14 protein-coding genes and 2 tRNA genes are annotated in these 16,832 nt (G+C 63.9%); 10 read left to right on the forward strand and 6 right to left on the reverse strand.

The genetic code is table 11. From position 1 onward, the window contains the following. Positions 1-289: 289 nt before the first annotated feature. The 4 genes from THIMADRAFT_RS11275 to THIMADRAFT_RS11290 all read left to right on the forward strand — a co-directional run bounded on the left by THIMADRAFT_RS11275 (position 290) and on the right by THIMADRAFT_RS11290 (position 2,797). A complete protein-coding gene (locus tag THIMADRAFT_RS11275; protein ID WP_007193164.1) occupies positions 290-562 on the forward strand; it encodes an HU family DNA-binding protein in 273 nt (90 codons plus the stop codon). Positions 563-575: 13 nt separating this feature from the next. Next, positions 576-651: transfer RNA gene (locus THIMADRAFT_RS11280), tRNA-Val, on the forward strand. Positions 652-708: 57 nt separating this feature from the next. Further along, a tRNA-Asp gene (locus THIMADRAFT_RS11285) sits at positions 709-785 on the forward strand. Between the two features lie 89 nt (positions 786-874). Then, positions 875-2,797, forward strand: coding sequence for a SurA N-terminal domain-containing protein (locus THIMADRAFT_RS11290; protein WP_007193165.1), 1,923 nt, complete (start codon positions 875-877; stop codon positions 2,795-2,797). A gap of 49 nt (positions 2,798-2,846) precedes the next feature. On the opposite strand, the gene THIMADRAFT_RS11295 is transcribed toward THIMADRAFT_RS11290, so the two are convergent. Then, positions 2,847-3,623 carry an enoyl-ACP reductase FabI gene (locus THIMADRAFT_RS11295; RefSeq protein ID WP_007193166.1) on the reverse strand — a complete coding sequence of 259 codons (777 nt, stop codon included), beginning with the start codon at positions 3,621-3,623 and terminating at the stop codon, positions 2,847-2,849. A gap of 310 nt (positions 3,624-3,933) precedes the next feature. Here THIMADRAFT_RS11295 and THIMADRAFT_RS11300 point away from each other — a divergent pair, with 310 nt between their 5' ends. The 6 genes from THIMADRAFT_RS11300 to THIMADRAFT_RS11325 all read left to right on the forward strand — a co-directional run bounded on the left by THIMADRAFT_RS11300 (position 3,934) and on the right by THIMADRAFT_RS11325 (position 12,957). Beyond that, positions 3,934-6,054, forward strand: coding sequence for an ABC transporter substrate-binding protein (locus THIMADRAFT_RS11300; RefSeq protein WP_233490239.1), 2,121 nt, complete (start codon positions 3,934-3,936; stop codon positions 6,052-6,054). Then, a complete protein-coding gene (locus tag THIMADRAFT_RS11305) occupies positions 6,051-7,031 on the forward strand; it encodes an ABC transporter permease (protein WP_007193168.1) in 981 nt (326 codons plus the stop codon). The genes THIMADRAFT_RS11300 and THIMADRAFT_RS11305 overlap by 4 nt, the downstream gene beginning before the upstream one ends. Positions 7,032-7,170: 139 nt before the next feature. After that, on the forward strand, positions 7,171-8,589 hold the full coding sequence (locus THIMADRAFT_RS11310; RefSeq protein WP_007193169.1) for an ABC transporter permease: 1,419 nt from the start codon (positions 7,171-7,173) through the stop codon (positions 8,587-8,589). A gap of 78 nt (positions 8,590-8,667) precedes the next feature. Next, positions 8,668-10,698 (forward strand): ABC transporter ATP-binding protein, encoded by a 2,031-nt coding sequence (locus THIMADRAFT_RS11315; protein WP_007193170.1) that lies wholly within the window; start codon positions 8,668-8,670, stop codon positions 10,696-10,698. A gap of 106 nt (positions 10,699-10,804) precedes the next feature. Further along, a complete protein-coding gene (locus THIMADRAFT_RS11320; protein WP_007193171.1) occupies positions 10,805-12,148 on the forward strand; it encodes an EAL domain-containing protein in 1,344 nt (447 codons plus the stop codon). A 596-nt stretch (positions 12,149-12,744) separates the two neighbouring features. Beyond that, positions 12,745-12,957 (forward strand): cold-shock protein, encoded by a 213-nt coding sequence (locus tag THIMADRAFT_RS11325; RefSeq protein WP_007193172.1) that lies wholly within the window; start codon positions 12,745-12,747, stop codon positions 12,955-12,957. Positions 12,958-13,147: 190 nt separating this feature from the next. On the opposite strand, the gene mobA is transcribed toward THIMADRAFT_RS11325, so the two are convergent. The 5 genes from mobA to THIMADRAFT_RS11350 all read right to left on the reverse strand — a co-directional run bounded on the left by mobA (position 13,148) and on the right by THIMADRAFT_RS11350 (position 16,715). Further along, positions 13,148-13,750 (reverse strand): molybdenum cofactor guanylyltransferase MobA, encoded by a 603-nt coding sequence (mobA, locus tag THIMADRAFT_RS11330; protein ID WP_007193173.1) that lies wholly within the window; start codon positions 13,748-13,750, stop codon positions 13,148-13,150. A 64-nt stretch (positions 13,751-13,814) separates the two neighbouring features. After that, positions 13,815-14,243, reverse strand: coding sequence for a phosphate-starvation-inducible protein PsiE (locus tag THIMADRAFT_RS11335; protein WP_007193174.1), 429 nt, complete (start codon positions 14,241-14,243; stop codon positions 13,815-13,817). Then, positions 14,240-14,728 (reverse strand): L,D-transpeptidase family protein, encoded by a 489-nt coding sequence (locus THIMADRAFT_RS11340; protein WP_007193175.1) that lies wholly within the window; start codon positions 14,726-14,728, stop codon positions 14,240-14,242. The genes THIMADRAFT_RS11335 and THIMADRAFT_RS11340 overlap by 4 nt, the downstream gene beginning before the upstream one ends. Positions 14,729-14,822: 94 nt before the next feature. Next, a complete protein-coding gene (locus THIMADRAFT_RS11345; protein WP_007193176.1) occupies positions 14,823-15,194 on the reverse strand; it encodes a DUF2237 family protein in 372 nt (123 codons plus the stop codon). 75 nt (positions 15,195-15,269) lie between these two features. Next, positions 15,270-16,715, reverse strand: coding sequence for a transglycosylase SLT domain-containing protein (locus THIMADRAFT_RS11350; protein WP_007193177.1), 1,446 nt, complete (start codon positions 16,713-16,715; stop codon positions 15,270-15,272). Between the last annotated feature and the right edge of the window lie 117 nt (positions 16,716-16,832).

Here is a 16,832-nt window from a genome sequence, read left to right on the forward strand (position 1 = left end):
GCGCTGCACTCGCCTCCCGAGACGGAAAACGGCCCGAACGGTCCTGCACCGCAGGATCGGGACGCCCCGTGTGCGATTCGTTCTCATTTCGTTGACTAAACGCCGTTTTGTGCGGCTCAATCGCAAAAAGCCAGTTGCCCTCGTCCGGACTCCGTTTTAGCATGCAGCGCAGGTCGGTCGAGCCGTTGATGCGGTGTTGATGTCCTGCTCATCGGCGGGAAGCCGGTTTCGGCTTCCTCAGCGTCGGGGCGCCCTTCGGCGCAAATTGAACGAATCAACAGGGGGAGCGATGAATAAGTCGGAACTTATCGAAAAAATGGCGGACGCTGCGGATATCTCGAAGGCCGCAGCAGGAAAGGCGTTGGATGCCTTCACGGATGGCGTTGCCGGTGCGCTCAAGGAGGGCGACACGGTCTCCCTGATCGGTTTCGGAACCTTCGCAGTGAAGGAGCGTGCAGCACGCACCGGTCGTAATCCCCAAACGGGTGCGGCGATCGAGATCAAGGCAAGCAAAACACCTTCATTCAAGGCTGGTAAAGCCTTCAAGGACGCAGTACAATAGTCGTTCGTCTCAAGGGTGCTTAGCTCAGCTGGGAGAGCATCGCCCTTACAAGGCGAGGGTCGCAGGTTCGATCCCTGCAGCACCCACCAAGCTCTACAGAGGAAAAGGCTTGCACAAGCCGTGTCTTCTCGGAGCAAATGTTTTTCGGAGCGGTAGTTCAGTTGGTTAGAATACCGGCCTGTCACGCCGGGGGTCGCGGGTTCGAGCCCCGTCCGCTCCGCCACTGCAGTCAATCGGGGATACCGCAATCGGTATCCCCGATTCCTCTCCCGGATCCGTCCTCCACCGTCCCAATCAGCAGTTGAGCGCCTCATGCTTCAAGCCATTCGGGAACGTGCCCAGGGCTGGCTCGCCTGGGTCATCGTCGCACTCATCAGTATTCCTTTTGCCCTTTGGGGTATTCAGTCTTACCTCGGTGTCGGCGGCGAGCCGGTCGTCGCGACCGTCAACGGCGTCGAAATCACGGACCGTGACCTGAGTCGGCGTGCACAACAGGCCCGCCTTGAGCTGCGCGAGCGTCTCGGCGCAGCGTACGACCCGGCGCTCTTCGAGGAAGGACGCCTGCGTGCCGAGGTCCTCGACGACATGATTCGGCAAACGCTCCTTCTCGACGTGTCCAACCGTATCGGCATGCGCGTGTCCGACGAGGAGGTTCGCATGCAGATACTTGCCGAGTCGGCCTTTCAGCGCGATGGTCGGTTCGATCGCGAGGCTTACGAAAGACTGCTGAGCATGCAAGGGCTTTCTCCCGCGCAATTCGAAGAGCAGCTGCGTCAGCAATTGATCGGTAACCAGTTGCTGCGGGCCGTCGTCGGAAGCGAGCTCATCACGAGCCGGGAGCTCGACGATTATCGGCGACTCGTTGGTCAGACCCGAGAACTGTCGTATGCCGTGATGCCCGTCGCGGATTTCCGAAGCGATGCACCGATCGGCGAGGAGGAGATCCAGGCCTTCTACGACGCGAATGCGGCGCGGTTTCAAAGCCCGGAAACGGTCAAGCTGGATTATCTGGTGCTCGATGTCGCGGAGCTCGCGAAGGGCGCGGAGATCGGCGACGACGAGCTTCGGCGCGTCTACGAGGAGGATCGGTCGCGCTTCGGTCAGCCCGAACAGCGCAGCGTTCGCCATCTTCTTCTCACGGTTCCGCCAGACGCCGACGAGGCCGCTGCGCAGGCCGTCGAGTCTCGGTTGCAGGCGATTCGGGATCGGATCCTCGCGGGCGAGGCGTTCGAGGAGGTTGCGCGGTCCGAGTCGCAGGATCCGGGGAGCGCGAGCGAGGGTGGCTCGTTGGGGACGATCGAGCAGGGTCTCATGGACCCCGTCTTCGATACGGTCGCCTTCGGCCTCCCGGCAGGCGAGCTCAGCGAGCCTGTCCGCACGCGCTTCGGCTATCATCTGATCGAGGTGACCGAGATCGTTCCAGCGGCGGTGAAATCATTCGACGAGGTCAAGGACGAGCTGCGTGCCGAGGTCTCGCGCCAGCGCGCGGAATCGCTTTTCTACGACCTCGGCGAGCGGCTCGCGAACGTCGCTTACGAATCGCCGGATAGCCTCGAGCCGGCAGCCGACGAGCTCGGCCTGGCGCTTCAGCAAAGCGATTGGCTCGGGCGCGAAGGCGGGGAGGGCGTCTTTGCGTATCCGCGTGTCATGGGTGCGGCGTTCAGCGACGAGGTTCTCGGCGGTCGCAACAACAGCGATCTGATCGAGCCCGAGCGCGATGTCCTTCGAGCCGTTGTCCTGCGCGTTGCCGATCACCGCGTGGCGGCGGTGAAGCCGCTCGAGGAGGTGCGCGACGAGATCGTCGAGGCGCTGCGTTCGGAGCGCGCCCGCGAGGCGGCACTGCAGGCGGCCGAGAGCGCTGCCGAGCGGCTTCGGCAAGGTACGAGCTGGTCCGAGGCGATCCCGTCGGCGGTGCTCGAGACTCCCGGGGCGGTGGGTCGGGATCTGCAGAGCGTCCCGGCACCGATTCGCGGGTTGGCCTTCACGCTGGCCGCGCCCGGCGACGGCGTGCCGAGTGTCGGCACGGCGGTGCTGGAGGATGGAGACGTGGCGGTCGTCGGCGTTACGCAGATCAAGGATGGCGAGGTGACGCCGCCGGAGGGGCCGTCATCCGCATCCGAGGCCGAGATGCTCGTCCAATTGCTCGGGCGCCACGTCTACGACGCGATGCTCGCGGATATGGAAATGCGTGCCAAGGTGGAACGCAATCCGCTCAAGACGACGTCCGACCTCTGATTCCGGCTTCACACCCGCGCCCCGGCGGCGCGGGTGACCCGACGTGACCTCAGCCTAGGCCCAGGATGTGGTACCCGGTGTCGACGTACACGACGTCACCCGTGATGCCGCTCGCCAGATCCGAGCAGAGAAAGGCGGCGGCATTACCGACCTCCTCGATCGTGACGTTGCGCCGCAGCGGCGTGCGTTCCTCGACCTTCTTCAGCATGTCGCGAAAATCCGAGATCCCGGCCGCGGCAAGCGTGCGGATGGGACCGGCGGAGACGGCATTCACGCGCGTACCGTGCGGCCCGAGCGATGCCGCGAGATAGCGCATGTTCGCCTCCAGGCTCGCCTTCGCGACGCCCATGACGTTGTAGTTGGGAACCGCGCGCACGGCGCCCAAATAGGTCATGGTCACGAGTGCGCCGTTGCGGCCCTCCATCATGCTGCGACTCGCCTTGGCGAGTGCCGCGAAGCTATAGGAGCTGATGTCGTGGGCGGTCCCGAAGCCCTCGCGCGTGACCGCGTCGACGTAGTCCCCCTCGAGCTGATCGCGCGGTGCGAAGGCCACCGAATGCACGATGCCGTCCAAGCCGTCCCAACGCTCGGATAGCGCAGCGAAAAGCGCATCGATCTCGGTGTCGCTGCCGACGTCGAGCGGAAAGGTCAGATCAGAGCCGCACTTCGCCGCCATGTCTTCGACGCGGGACTTGAGCTTGTCGTTCTGGTAGGTCAAGGCGATCTCGGCACCCTCGCGGTGCATCGCCTCGGCACAACCCCAGGCGATGGATCGGTTGCTGGCGACCCCGGTGACGAGGATCTTCTTTCCGCTTAGGAATCCCATAATTCGATATCTCTTCCGTTCTGTGTGCGTTCAGTGGGCGGCGCCGGATGGCGCGCAGGTCGGTCGGGGAGGGTCGGTCGGGCAGGGTTCGATCCGCCCTCGGAAGAGATGTGCACGGTCATTGCGATCGACGCCGTCGCAGTCCCGACGCGCGACGCATCCGCCTCGGTGCGATGACCTAAAGCCCGGTGCAATCTCTCGTCTTACCCCCATTTGCGGGGCTAACATTACAGAAACTCGGTTATCGGTGAAAGGGTCTGGCGTGCGGTCAAGCGAGCGGTTCGACGTCCGGGGAGGTCTCCTGTTTGGCTTGGCCGCCTTGCTGTTGGCGGGCTGCGGCGAGGTACCCTGGAACGATCCCTATCCAGCGGGCGATGCGACCGGTAATCGGGTCTACAGCTCGTTCGCCGAGCGGCCCAAGCACCTTGATCCGGCGCGCTCCTACAGTGCCGACGAGTATGCCTTCCTCGCGCAGATCTACGAGCCGCCGCTGCAGTACCATTTTCTGCTGCGCCCCTACCGTCTGGTGCCGCTTACGGCGCTCGAAGTACCCGAGCCGGCCTACTTCGACATCGACGGGAATCCGCTTCCTCGGGATGCACCGGCCGAGTCGATCCATCGCAGCGACTACCTGATCCGCATCCAGTCCGGGATTCGCTATCAGCCACATCCGGCCTTTGCAGCGGACGAGGCGGGCGAGGATCGCGCACCGACCGCGCGCGATTTACGCGGCATCAACCAGCTCGGAGACTTCGAGCGGACCGGAACACGCGAGCTGACCGCGGCGGACTATGTTCATCAGATCAAGCGACTTGCCGCGCCCTGGACGCATTCGCCGATCGCCGCGGTAATGCGAAAGCATATCATCGGGTTCGATGCGTATGCGGATGGTCTCGCGCAGATGGCGGAAACGGATCCAGCGGGGCGTGTGGCCCGACTCCGGGCATCCGAGATCGCCGGTGTCGAGGTCGTCGATCCCTACAGTTACCGTATCAGTGTCAAGGGAAAGTATCCGCAGTTCGCCTACTGGCTCGCCATGCCCTTCTTCGCCCCCATGCCGTGGGAGGCGGAGGTCTTCTACGCTCAGCCGGGGCTGCGCGAGCGCAACATCATGCTGGACTGGTATCCGGTCGGCACCGGTCCCTTCATGCTCGGCGAGAACAATCCAAACCTGCGGATGGTGCTCGAGCGTAATCCGAATTTCCGCGGCGAACCTTATCCGAGCGAGGGCATGCCGGAGGATACGGCATCCGGGATCCTCGCCGATGCCGGCCGGCCGATGCCCTTCATCGACGAGGCCATCTATAGCCTCGAGAAGGAAAGCATCCCGCGCTGGAACAAGTTCCTGCAGGGCTTCTACGACAGCTCCGGGATCGCCTCCGACGCCTTCGATCAAGCCGTTCAGATCGATGCCGGGGGCGAGCCGGTACTCACCGATGCGATGCGCGAGCGCGGGATCAGCCTGCTGACATCGGTCGAGCCATCCGTCATGTACATGGGATTCAACATGCTCGATCCCGTGATCGGCGGGGACTCGGAGAGGGCGCGCCTCCTGCGCCGGGCCATCGCCATCGCGGTGGACTTCGAGGAGTTCATCTCCATCTTCACCAACGGTCGCGGCCTGGTCGCGCAAGGCCCGATCCCGCCCGGGATCTTCGGCTACCGCGAGGGAGAGGCGGGGATCAATCCGTTCGTCTACGAATGGGTCGATGGCCGGGCCGTGCGTCGGAGTCTCGACGAGGCCCGCGTCCTGATGGAGCAGGCCGGGTATCCAGGCGGTCGCGACCAAGCGACCGGGCGGGCACTCACGATCAACTACGAGGCGATCGCGACCGGCCCGGACGACCGCGCCCGTCTGAACTGGATCCGCAAGCAGTTCGCCAAGCTCGGTATCGAGCTTGTGATCCGTTCGACCGACTACAACCGTTTTCAGGAGAAGATCCGCAACGGGACCGGGCAGGTCTTCATGTGGGGTTGGAACGCGGACTATCCCGACCCGGAGAACTTCCTCTTCCTGCTCTACGGGCCGAACGGCAAGGTCGAGCATCAAGGCGAGAACGCGTCGAACTATGTCAATCCGGAATTCGATCGTCTCTTCAATGCGATGCGCTTCATGGACGACGGCCCGGAGCGTCAGGCCGCGATCGATCGCATGGTCGAGATCGCCCGCACCGACGCGCCCTGGCTCTGGGGTTTCAATCCCAAGGCGTTCAGTCTGCATCATCGATGGATGTACAACGCCAGTCCGAACCAGATGGCGAACAACACGCTCAAGTACCGCCGGGTCGACCCCGAGCTGCGGGCGCAGCTGCGCCGTGACTGGAATCCGCCGATCCTTTGGCCGCTGTGGGCGGTCGGGGGGCTCCTCGTGGTGATTGTCCTCCCGGCACTCTGGTTGGTATGGCGGCGCGAGCGGAGCACCGCACTGTGACGGCCTACATCATCCGACGGTTGATCTATGCGATCCCGATCCTGATCGGGGTGAACCTCATCACCTTCGTGCTCTTCTTCGTGGTCAACGCCCCCGACGACATGGCACGGATGCATCTCGGCGAGAAACGGGTCACGGAGGAGGCGATCCAGACCTGGAAGCAAGAGCACGGCTACGACCGGCCGCTGCTCTACAACCCGGATGCCTCCGGCCTCGGGCGCTTCACCGAGACCATCTTTTTCGAGAAATCGATACGCTTGTTCGTCTTCGACTTCGGCTCCTCCGACAACGGTCGCGACATCGGCTACGACATCTCCCGACGCATGTGGCCGAGTCTGGCCATCGCCGTGCCGGTGCTGCTGGTCGGACTCGCCTTCAATATCTCCTACGCCCTCTTCATCGTCTTCTTTCGCGCGACCTATCTGGATATCGGCAGCGTCGTCCTGTTGGTGGCTATGATGTCGATCTCGGGCCTCTTCTACATCATCGGCGGACAGTTTCTGCTCGGTAAGCTCTTCCACCTGGTCCCCATCTCCGGATACGACACGGGTATCGAGGCTTGGAAGTTCCTGATCCTTCCTGTGATCGTGGGCGTGATCGGCGGGATCGGGGCCGGCACACGCTGGTATCGCACCCTCTTTCTGGAGGAGATCTCCAAAGACTACGTGCGCACCGCCAGGGCCAAGGGTCTCGGCGAGCGGCGCGTGCTCTTCCGCCATGTCCTGCAGAACGCACTGATCCCCATTCTGACCGGCGTCGTGGTCGTGCTGCCGCTGCTCTTCATGGGCAGTCTGATCACCGAATCCTTCTTCGGGATTCCGGGGCTGGGCAGCTACACGATCGACGCCATCAACAGCCAGGATTTCGCGATCGTGCGCTCGATGGTCTTCCTCGGGGCCGTGCTCTATATCCTCGGGCTGATCCTGACGGATATCTCGTACACCTTGGTGGATCCGCGGGTCAGATTACAGCCATGATCAAGAGCGCCTCCAGCCGCCTGCCTCCGGCCTCCTGCTGCCGGCTTCCCGCACGATCGACATCCGCAGGCGGCTGGCGGCTGGCGGCTGGAGGCTGGAGTCGAATCGCTGACCTGTCCGGTGGCTTGGGAAGCCAGCCATGAGCGTGATGCCGGTCGTGCTCTGGACCGATGCTTTGGTGTTTCTGCTGCTGACGTTGATCGCGGCCTTCGTGCTCTATGCCTCGCGGTACGAGCACATGCGCGCACCTTGGCGGCGGGTGGTGCGTTCCAGGGTAGGCGTGGCGACCCTCGTCGTGCTCGGCTTCTATGTCGTTGTCGGGCTGCTCGATACGGTGCATTTTCGGCTTGCACTCGACCCGCAAGGCGACGACAGCGCCGAGACCCGCTATTCGCCCGAGGTCTTGAGTCTGCTCGACCTGGCGTTGAGCGGGCTGCGCGAGCGTCAGGAAAAGACCTATTCGGCGCCGTTCGCCACCCATCTCTTCGTGAAGGAGGCGATCGAGCAGCCGGACGGAACCCTCGTGCGTGACTTTCCGAGGCTGGAGTACGGCGGTGCGCACCTGGAGGATCCAGCGCGACAGCGCGGCTTCGACATCGCCTGGCGCGCCGCGTGGGGTGCGCTGCAAGGCCTGGTGATCTGGGCGCTGCTGGCGACGGGTATCCTTTGGCTGATTGCCCGTTCGCGCGGGGAGACATCGGCGGCGACCCGCGCGGCGATCCTTGCCGGACGCACGCCGATCCCTTGGCGGATCGCGCTTGCGATGCTCGGGATCATGCTGGTGCTGAGCGCCGTTGCCGGCGAGCTGGCGCTTGCGTACCACATCCTGGGGACGGACAAGGTCGGCGAGGACGTCTTCTATCAGACGCTGAAGAGCATCCGCACCGGGCTTCTGATCGGAACACTCACCACCCTGGTGATGCTGCCCGCCGCGGTCTTGCTCGGCATCATGGCCGGTTATTTCAGGGGCTGGGTCGACGACCTCATCCAGTATCTCTATACCACGCTGAATTCCATCCCGGGCGTGCTCCTGATCGCCGCGGCGATCCTCTTGCTGCAGGTCTACATGAGCAACCACGCCGACGACTTCGCGAGCCTGGTCGAGCGCGCCGATCTGCGCCTGCTGTTTCTGGTGCTGATCCTGGGCGTGACCAGTTGGACCGGGCTCTGCCGACTGCTGCGCGGGGAGGCGCTGAAGTTGCGCGAGGTCGACTATGTGCAGGCCTCCACGGCCCTCGGCGTCGGTCACTTTACCCTGATCGGCCGGCATATCCTGCCCAATGTCATGCATATCGTGCTGATCACGCTGGTGCTGGACTTCAGCGGCCTGGTGCTCGCCGAGGCCGTGCTTTCCTACATCAACATCGGTGTCGATCCGACCATGAACTCATGGGGCAACATGATCAACAGCGCGCGGCTCGAGCTGGCCCGTGATCCGGTCGTTTGGTGGTCCCTGGCCGCCGCGTTCGTCTTCATGTTCGCGCTGGTGCTCGCGGCGAACCTCTTCGCGGACGTGGTGCGCGATGCCTTCGACCCGAGGCTCAAGGGTGCACGCTGATCGCGTTGACGAGCCCGCCGCGTGCCTGCGCGCGAGCGGCTCGATCGCGTATTCCCGAAACGAGAGGGTGAGTGTCTGATGGCGTCCGATGTGCTGCTTGAGGTCTCCGGACTGACGACGCTGCTCGGAGATGCCGCGCGGCCCGTTCGGGTCGTCGACGGGATCGATCTCGAGATTCGCCGTGGCGAGACCTTCGTGCTGCTCGGTGAGTCCGGATGCGGCAAGTCCATGACGGCACTCTCGCTGATGCGGCTTCTACCGCCGTCCGGACGGGTCACGGCAGGCGCGGTGCGGTTGGCCGGAACCGACCTGCTGCGCCTGACCGAGGCCGAGATGCGCCAAGTCCGCGGCGGGCGCGTGGCCATGATCTTCCAGGAGCCGCAAACCTCGCTCAACCCGGTCATGAGCGTCGGCGATCAAATCGCCGAGGCGGTCCGGGTTCACGAGGGTGGATCGCGCGATCGGATCCCGGCGCGTGTCGTGGAGCTCATGCGCGCGGTGGGTATCCCGGATCCGGCCCGGCGAGTCGACGAGTACCCGCACCAGCTCTCGGGCGGCATGAAGCAGCGCATCATGATTGCGATGGCCTTGGCCGGCGACCCGCAGCTCCTGATTGCCGACGAGCCGACCACCGCGCTGGACGTCACCATCCAGGCCCAGGTCCTTCGGCTGCTGAAGGACCTCCAGGCGAAGACCGGAATGGCGGTGCTCCTGATCACCCACGATCTCGGCGTGGTCGCCGAGACAGCGGATCGCTTGGCCGTGATGTACGCAGGCCAGATCCTGGAGACCGCGACGACCGATGCCTTCTTCGCCGCGCCGGCGCATCCTTATAGCCGCAAGCTGATGGAGAGCATGCCCGGCGCGGACAAACGCAGCGCGCGTCTGGCCGTGATCCCGGGGCGGGTCCCGCACCTGGATCAGGCGTTCGTCGGCTGTCGGTTTGCCGAGCGTTGTTATGCGGTCATGCCGCGGTGTCGTGACCAAGCGCCCATCTGGCGCGAGCTCGACACCGGGCAAGGGGTGCGCTGTCATCTCTGGGAGCACGGTGGCGTTCTGCCCGACGGTTTGCAGCGCGAGACCGGCGATCCGGCGGCTGCGACGTCATTCGTCCCCGAGTCCGCGCAGGATCCGGCCGCGGCCCATGCTCCCATGCTGCAGGTCCGGGATCTCAAGGTCCACTTCCCGATCCACGACGGTTTTTTTCGGCGTGTCGTCGGACAGGTCCGCGCGGTCGACGGCCTGACCTTCGATCTGACCCCGGGCCGCACCCTGGCGTTGGTCGGCGAGTCCGGCTGCGGCAAGACGACCGCCGGCAAAGGCATCCTGCAGCTGACGAGGCCGACCGACGGCTCGATCCGTTATCGGGGCGAGGAGCTTGTCGGGCTGGGGCATCGTCGCATGCGTGCCTTCCGCAAAGACCTTCAAATCATCTTTCAGGATCCCTACGCGGCGATGAATCCGCGCATGCTGGTCGGCGATCTGATCGGCGAGGGTCTCCAGGCGCTCGGGATCGAGCGCAGTCGGGCCGGCCGGATGCGGCGTGTCGCCGAGCTCCTCGATCTGGTCGGTATGGACGCGGACGCCGTCGAGCGCTACCCGCACGAATTCTCCGGCGGCCAGCGTCAGCGCATCTGCATCGCCCGCGCGCTCGCGGTCGAGCCCAAGCTGATCGTCTGCGACGAGCCGACCAGCGCGCTGGATGTCTCGGTCCAGGCCCAGATCCTCAACCTGTTGAAGGACCTCCAGGATCGGCTCGGGCTTGCCTATCTCTTCATCACGCACGACATCTCGGTGGTGGCCTATCTGGCGCACGAGGTGGCGGTTATGTATCTCGGACGCGTGGTCGAGCGCGGGCGGGTCGACGAGGTTCTGGATGACCCGCGCCATCCCTATACCCGCGCGCTCCTCTCGGCCGTGCCTGTGATCGACCGTGAAAAGCGGCGTTCGGTGATACGTCTCGAAGGCGACATGCCCTCACCGAGCCACCCGCCCTCGGGCTGCTACTTTCACCCCCGCTGTCCGGATGCGTTCGATGCCTGTTCACGGACGTATCCCGAGGAGACGCGTTTGAGCGAGACCCGTCGCGTGCATTGTCTACGGGCCTGACGCGCGCGTTCGGAACCGTTGCGGCGACGCCTCTTGTCTTGAAGGCCGGCGCACCGTATGGTTTTGGCACTTCACCACGATCGGTGCGCGGCCCAGTCCAATCGCAATGAGCAAAGCGAAGCAAATCCTCTGCATCGACCCGGAACCGTCGGATCTTCGCATCGGAGCGCTCCTGAACCGACGGGGTACGGCAGTCGATCTGACCGAGGTCTCCACGCCAGAAGGTCTCCGCAACGCCTTGGACCGCGCGGGTTGGTGGGATCTGATCCTGTGCGACGGCGAGAGCGTCGAAGGTCTCGGCGTCGACACTGCAATCCTGCCCTTTCGGGACGATCTGGATGCCTCTCTGGTCCTGGTGAAGGCGGCCGAGAGTCCTTTGAGTGTGCAGCAGAGCTATCGCCTCGGCGCCGCAGACCTGGTCGTGCGAGACGAGATCGAGCATCTTTTGATGGTGTGCGAGCGCGAGCTGCGGAGCTGCGCGATTCGAAAGGAGCTGCGCGTTCTTCGCCGCACGGCCGGCATCCTCGACCCGGATGTCCCGCGGCCGGTCATGCTCGCGACGATCCATGACCTGAGTCGCGCGGCGCGTCCGGGCACGGAGGATGTCCCGGCCGCCGTCGCCGCCCCCGGCGAGAGTCCGGTGTCCGATCAGGCGCGTATCCGCGCGCTCATCGATGCCGGCGGGCTCACGCTCGAGTTTCAGCCGATCATCTCGCTCAGCACCCATGAAGAGCATCGCAGTATGTTCGAGACCCTGGTGCGCCTCAAGGACGGTACCGGAAAACTGCTGATGCCCTCCGAGTTTCTGCCCGTCCTGGAGTCTGCCGGCTGGATGACCAAGATCGACCTGTGGATCCTGCGCCGCGCCTTGGCGACGCTTCAGGAGATGCAGGAGGGGGGAGCGCAGGACGCGGTGCTGTTCATCAATGTCGCGACCGAAACCTTGAGCTCCGCGGAGACGGTGAAGGCGCTCGGGGCTTTTATTTCGGCTGCCCGCCTTGCGCGCGGCTCGGTGGTCATCGAGGTGCGCAAGTCCGCCTTTACCGATGCGCGGGCGGCCTTGGAGCGGTTTGCGCGGTCACTGCAAACGAAGAGTCACGGCCTCTTGATCGAGGATGCCGGTCTGGATGATTGCGCCTTTCTCGCCGAGCACAGCGACCTCATCACCCATGTGAAACTCGCGCGCACGATGACCCAGGGGTTGGTCGAGCGGCGTGTCCCGCAAGCGGCCGTGAAAGCGCTGGTGCAGTGTGCGCAGAAGGAGGGCATGCGGGTGATCGCGTTGGCGGTCGACAACGCCGAGCTTCTGCCGATGCTGACCGCCGCGGGTGTGGACGCGATTCAGGGGCATTTCGTCAGCATGCCTTACCAGAATCTGATGTATCCCAGCATTCAGCGGGTCGAGTCCAGCTCCGGTCCGGCGTGGCAGGGCCCCGAACGCTCCGACTGAGAGGTTCCGTGCTTGCGCAAATTTTTTTACTCCGATGGCCGCAATGGGCGCGCATTTTCCGAATTTCGCGGTACACTAGGAGCAAGTGAAAGCCCCGCGCAAGGAATTCCGGCCTGCTGCGTCGAATCGAGCCGCACCGTTTGAGGCCTGTCTTGTGCGAGATCAAATCTCGAGATCAGACGATCGACCCCATTCCGACATCCGCACTTTATTTTTCCCCCTCTTTCATTCCGTGTCGATGAGCATCCGACTTCCATTAGACGTAGTCGCGTCCGGTTCGGCGCATCGGGCGAGAGGTGCGTTTCGATCTGCCCCGATCGACGGGCTATCGGAACGGGGATGTCCTCGGGTATGGTGCGTTGCTCGGGCTGCACGTTGCTTTAGGTAGAGAACGACAAGAAAATCCGGTTAAGGCATGCTGCACGCGAACCATGGACCGCCCTTTGGTGACCGGGATCCGACGCATGATAAAGACTGAGTCAGATGGTCTTGATTCAGATTCCACTCCAGATCGAGTGGAGGACACACTAGCCTTTCTGCAAGGCTGGGTTTAAGTAAAGCCAACTCCGGTTGGTCCGTTAAGTGATGAGGTTGATATGCCAGGTGAATTGGTTTCCGGGACGGTCAAGTGGTTCAATGACGAGAAGGGATATGGCTTCATTGAGCGCGAGGGCGGCAAAGACGTCTTTGTCCATCATAGTGCCATCAATGGATCGGGTCGTAAGACGTTGCTCGAGGGTCAACGCGTGACCATGGAAGTCACGCAAGGCCCCAAGGGTCCGCAGGCGGAGAACGTGACCCCCGACTGAGGTTGCGACACCACCCGGAGCCGAGCTGAACGGCTTGATCCGACGAAGCCAAAGGTTTTAATCGGATTCGGTCTGCGGCACCCGGCCCCCGTCGCACTGCTCTCAATGGGCCTCGGCCCTTGAGAGCATTTTGTTTTATCGCGTTTCGCCGGATCTCAACCTCGGCATTGATCCGGCTGTTGTCGCCGCCTCATCTCGAGAGCAGCAATTGCGACTCGAGCCGCGCGACGTCCTCCGCCGAATTCATATTGCAGAACGCCTGCGGTCGATCGCTGAAATCCGCGAGCGCCGGGCGGTGTCGGGCGATCCAATCCATGACCTTGCGCATGCCTCCCGCGAGATCGGCGGCAAGCGTCTGTTCGAGCGAGACCGGCATGAGCGAATAGACCGGGTGGATGCGCTCCCTTTCAATGACCGTCGCCAAAGGGGCATTGCCCGAGCGCAACGCCGTGATGAGACGGTGTGCCAGATCGGGCGGCAGCAGGGGGCCGTCACAGGGGACGGTCAGAATCCAGTCGGTTCGCGCGGCGCGCATTGCACTCAGCATCCCGGCGAGGGGGCCGTTGAATCCCGAGTCGAGGTCTGCGATTACCGGGATGCCATACCTCGCATAGGTTTCGCGGTGGCGGTTTGCGTTGATGAGCAGCGTTCCGACCTGCGGTTCGAGTGCATCCAGCGCCCATTCAACGAGCGGCCGGCCCGCAAGCTCCGCGAGCCCTTTGTCGATGCCACCCATACGACGCCCGCGGCCTCCGGCCAGGATGACGCCGGTGATATCGCTCGGTTGCGGCATCGATCGATTCATCCCGGTTAGAATGCGCGTGTATCGAAAAGATGTCGCCCGATCTGACCCGCGATCAGGGTGCGCCTTCGTCCCGGTTGGAGAGGTGATAGGGAAAGCGGACATGCCCGAAACGAATCAGGAGTACGGCCCCGGCCAGAATCAGGATGGCGGCCGAGGTTGCGATGATCTCGGTCTCGGTGATCTCCTTCATGTCGAGGATCAGGTGTCGGGCAAGGGCAACCATCGCGATGTAGAGCGGCATGCGGATCGGCAAGGCGCCTGATTGCAGGTAGATGCCGACCATCGTCAGCACCTCGAGATAGATGAAGAGCAAGAGAAGATCGCCGAGGCCGACCTCGCGCCGGCTCACCATCTCGATGATCTCCTGGATACCGGCGACGACCGTCGCGATGGCGATCGCGACGAGACCGAGAACCTCGATCCAAGAGAGCATGCGCCCGCCGATCGCAACGACGCGCGATTTCGAAGGTTGAGGGTTCATGGCAGAATCTCGATCGGTGTCCCGTCGACGGTGAGTGACCAAATCTCGTCGATCTCCCGGTCGGAGACCGCGATGCAACCCAGTGTCCAGTCGTCCTCGATCCGCGTCGAGCGGCTTTTTCCGTTCGGCTGGCCGTGGATCAGGATCATTCCTCCAGGCGGCTCTCCGCGATGCTCGGCGCGTAGCCGGTCGCCCGGGTTCGGATAGGAAATGTGCAGTGCTTTGTGGAAACGGCTTCGGTCGTTTCGCCGGTCGATCAGGTACCGTCCCTCCGGAGTACGCCCGTCGCCTTCGCGTGTCTTGTGCCCGATGGGTTGAAACCCGAGGGCAATCTCGTAGCTCCGCAGCGGCTGGTCATCCCGCATGAGGTAGAGGCGGCGCTCGGCCTTCTTGACGACCAAGCGATCCGCCGCACCCAGGCCGACGGGATGAGCGCGGGTGCCGGTTTCAGGTCGGCTCGGCTGCGGCAAGGGTAGATACGACATTGCAGTCGCGGGTGCCGAAACGGCCGAAACGAACGCAGTGATGATCAGGGCGAGACCTGGTGAACCACGTGCCGACCCCGCGCTCGGTCTCTGTTTACGAGAGATCCAAGGCATGTGACTTCAGGTCGGCCAGACTCACGACCTCGAGGGCGCGCTCGTGGGTCGCCCTGAGGGCGACGCGCGGGGCCGCGCCGGCTTCGAGTGCCTCCTGCCAACGCGCGGCGCACAGACACCAGCGGTCGCCCGGTTTGAGGCCGGGGAAACCGTACTCGGGTTGGGGTGTCACCAAGTCGTTGCCCCGGGCGAGGCTCAGCTCGAGGAACTCGCGGGTCATGCGTGCGCAAACCGTATGGGATCCAGGATCCTGTGGGCCGGTCTCGCACTCGCCACTGCGCGTGAAACCTGTCACGGGTTCGCGCGAGCAGATCTCGAGCGGCTCACCCAAGACGTTCTTGTGATTGTTCATCGGACCTATCCTATCGCGCGCCCCCGGGCGCGGTCGCGCACTTTCGACCAGTGTATCAGCCGACACGCGCCGGCGTCAGGATGTCGGGGCACGCCCCGGCGGATAGATGAGGATCAGATCGCCCGGAGTCAGTCGTGTATCGGCAAGCTGATTCCAGCGCTTGAGATCCTTGACGCTGACGCCGTAGCGTTTTGCCAACGTCTTGACCGAATCGCCCTTGGTGACCAAGTGTTTGATCAAGGCGGAGTCATCGGTCGCTTGGACCTCGAGTGTCTGGCCCGAAAGCAGCGGCTCGCGAACGGAGATGCCGTTGAGCTCGGCAAGCGTGCGCGGCTCGATGCCGTTGGCGCGCGCGATCGAGGCAATGGTCTCGCCGCCCTTCACGACATGGATCTTGCTGCGCTCGGCGAGTGCGGCCTTCGAGCGCGTGGCGGTCATGGGCCGAGCGGTACCACCGGAGCGTGCGGCACTGGTGCGGACCACGGAGGCCATGGCCGGCATGATCTGGACTCGGCCCATCTTCTTGCCGATCCGCTGCCCGCTTCCCGAGGGCACCAGGATATAGCCGGGACCGCCGGGGGCGGTGCGTCCGAGCTTGAGGGCGGGGTTGAGGCGTTGCAGCTCGTAGAGCTGAACACCGGTCGCGGAGGCGACGCTGCCCAAGTCCAGCGGTTGAAGCGTGCGGATCACCTCCAGTTGCGGGCGATCGGGCACCGGCGGGAGGTTGATGCCGTAGCGCGTCGGCGCGGCAACCAAGCGAGCGGTGGCTAGAATCTGAGGGACGTATTGCTTGGTTTCGTTCGGCAGGCTCAGCGACCAGTAATCCGTCGGTTTGCCGCTGCGGCGATTGGCGGCCTGTGCCGCAGCGACGCGACCCGGACCGCAGTTGTACGCGGCCATTGCGAGCGCCCAGTCGCCGTCGAAGCGTCGGTTGAGCTGTTCGAGATAGTCGAGCGCTGCGCCGGTAGACGCCAGCGGGTCGCGTCGGCCGTCGTACCAGGCGTCTTGTCGCAACCCCATTTCGAGCCCGGTGTAGGGCATGAACTGCCAGATACCGGCGGCTGCCTTGGGCGATGTGGCAACCGGATTGAACCGGCTTTCCACGTGGGGCAGGAAGGCGAGCTCCATCGGCAGTCCGCGACGCTCGATCTCGGTCACGATCATGTGGAGATAGGGCGTCCCTTGGCGGGACAACTTGGAGAGATACTGGGGGTCTCGACGGAAGCGCTCGACCGTACTGTCGATGCGCGCATCCGCGTAGAGATCGAGGGTCATCCCGGCGCGGACGCGGTTCCAGAGGTCACCGCGCGAATCCCCGCGCCCGGCGGTGCGTCTCTCCATGACGACGACATCCGTAGCCGGGCGGACATAGCCATACTCCCGGGCGGATACCATGCCTGAGTAGCCGGAGACTCCGAGGTCGTCCTCGACAACCCGATTCTCCGTCGCGCAACCGTTCAAGAGCAGCGTCAGTACGCCGAGCGCGCCGAGCGCGCGCGCTAAACGAGCGGCATCAGGCATGTTTTCCCCCTAAAAATCCCTAGTAAGTGATTGTTTAATTGCGTTTTCTAGGAATTAGGAAAGCATGATACCCAAAGATGGCCGTCAATTCCAGGTCCGGCTACGGGAAATTCGCCT

This window comes from Thiocapsa marina 5811 (assembly GCF_000223985.1).
GTDB lineage: Bacteria > Pseudomonadota > Gammaproteobacteria > Chromatiales > Chromatiaceae > Thiocapsa > Thiocapsa marina.

Bases quoted from the DNA above. Each gene is read 5' to 3' on its own strand.
- THIMADRAFT_RS11275 (WP_007193164.1), top strand. From the start codon at position 290: ATGAATAAGTCGGAACTTATCGAAAAAATGGCGGACGCTGCGGATATC.
- THIMADRAFT_RS11290 (WP_007193165.1), top strand. From the start codon at position 875: ATGCTTCAAGCCATTCGGGAACGTGCCCAGGGCTGGCTCGCCTGGGTC.
- THIMADRAFT_RS11295 (WP_007193166.1), bottom strand. From the start codon at position 3,623: ATGGGATTCCTAAGCGGAAAGAAGATCCTCGTCACCGGGGTCGCCAGC.
- THIMADRAFT_RS11310 (WP_007193169.1), top strand. From the start codon at position 7,171: ATGAGCGTGATGCCGGTCGTGCTCTGGACCGATGCTTTGGTGTTTCTG.
- THIMADRAFT_RS11315 (WP_007193170.1), top strand. From the start codon at position 8,668: ATGGCGTCCGATGTGCTGCTTGAGGTCTCCGGACTGACGACGCTGCTC.
- THIMADRAFT_RS11320 (WP_007193171.1), top strand. From the start codon at position 10,805: ATGAGCAAAGCGAAGCAAATCCTCTGCATCGACCCGGAACCGTCGGAT.
- THIMADRAFT_RS11325 (WP_007193172.1), top strand. From the start codon at position 12,745: ATGCCAGGTGAATTGGTTTCCGGGACGGTCAAGTGGTTCAATGACGAG.
- mobA (WP_007193173.1), bottom strand. From the start codon at position 13,750: ATGCCGCAACCGAGCGATATCACCGGCGTCATCCTGGCCGGAGGCCGC.
- THIMADRAFT_RS11335 (WP_007193174.1), bottom strand. From the start codon at position 14,243: ATGAACCCTCAACCTTCGAAATCGCGCGTCGTTGCGATCGGCGGGCGC.
- THIMADRAFT_RS11340 (WP_007193175.1), bottom strand. From the start codon at position 14,728: ATGTCGTATCTACCCTTGCCGCAGCCGAGCCGACCTGAAACCGGCACC.
- THIMADRAFT_RS11345 (WP_007193176.1), bottom strand. From the start codon at position 15,194: ATGAACAATCACAAGAACGTCTTGGGTGAGCCGCTCGAGATCTGCTCG.
- THIMADRAFT_RS11350 (WP_007193177.1), bottom strand. From the start codon at position 16,715: ATGCCTGATGCCGCTCGTTTAGCGCGCGCGCTCGGCGCGCTCGGCGTA.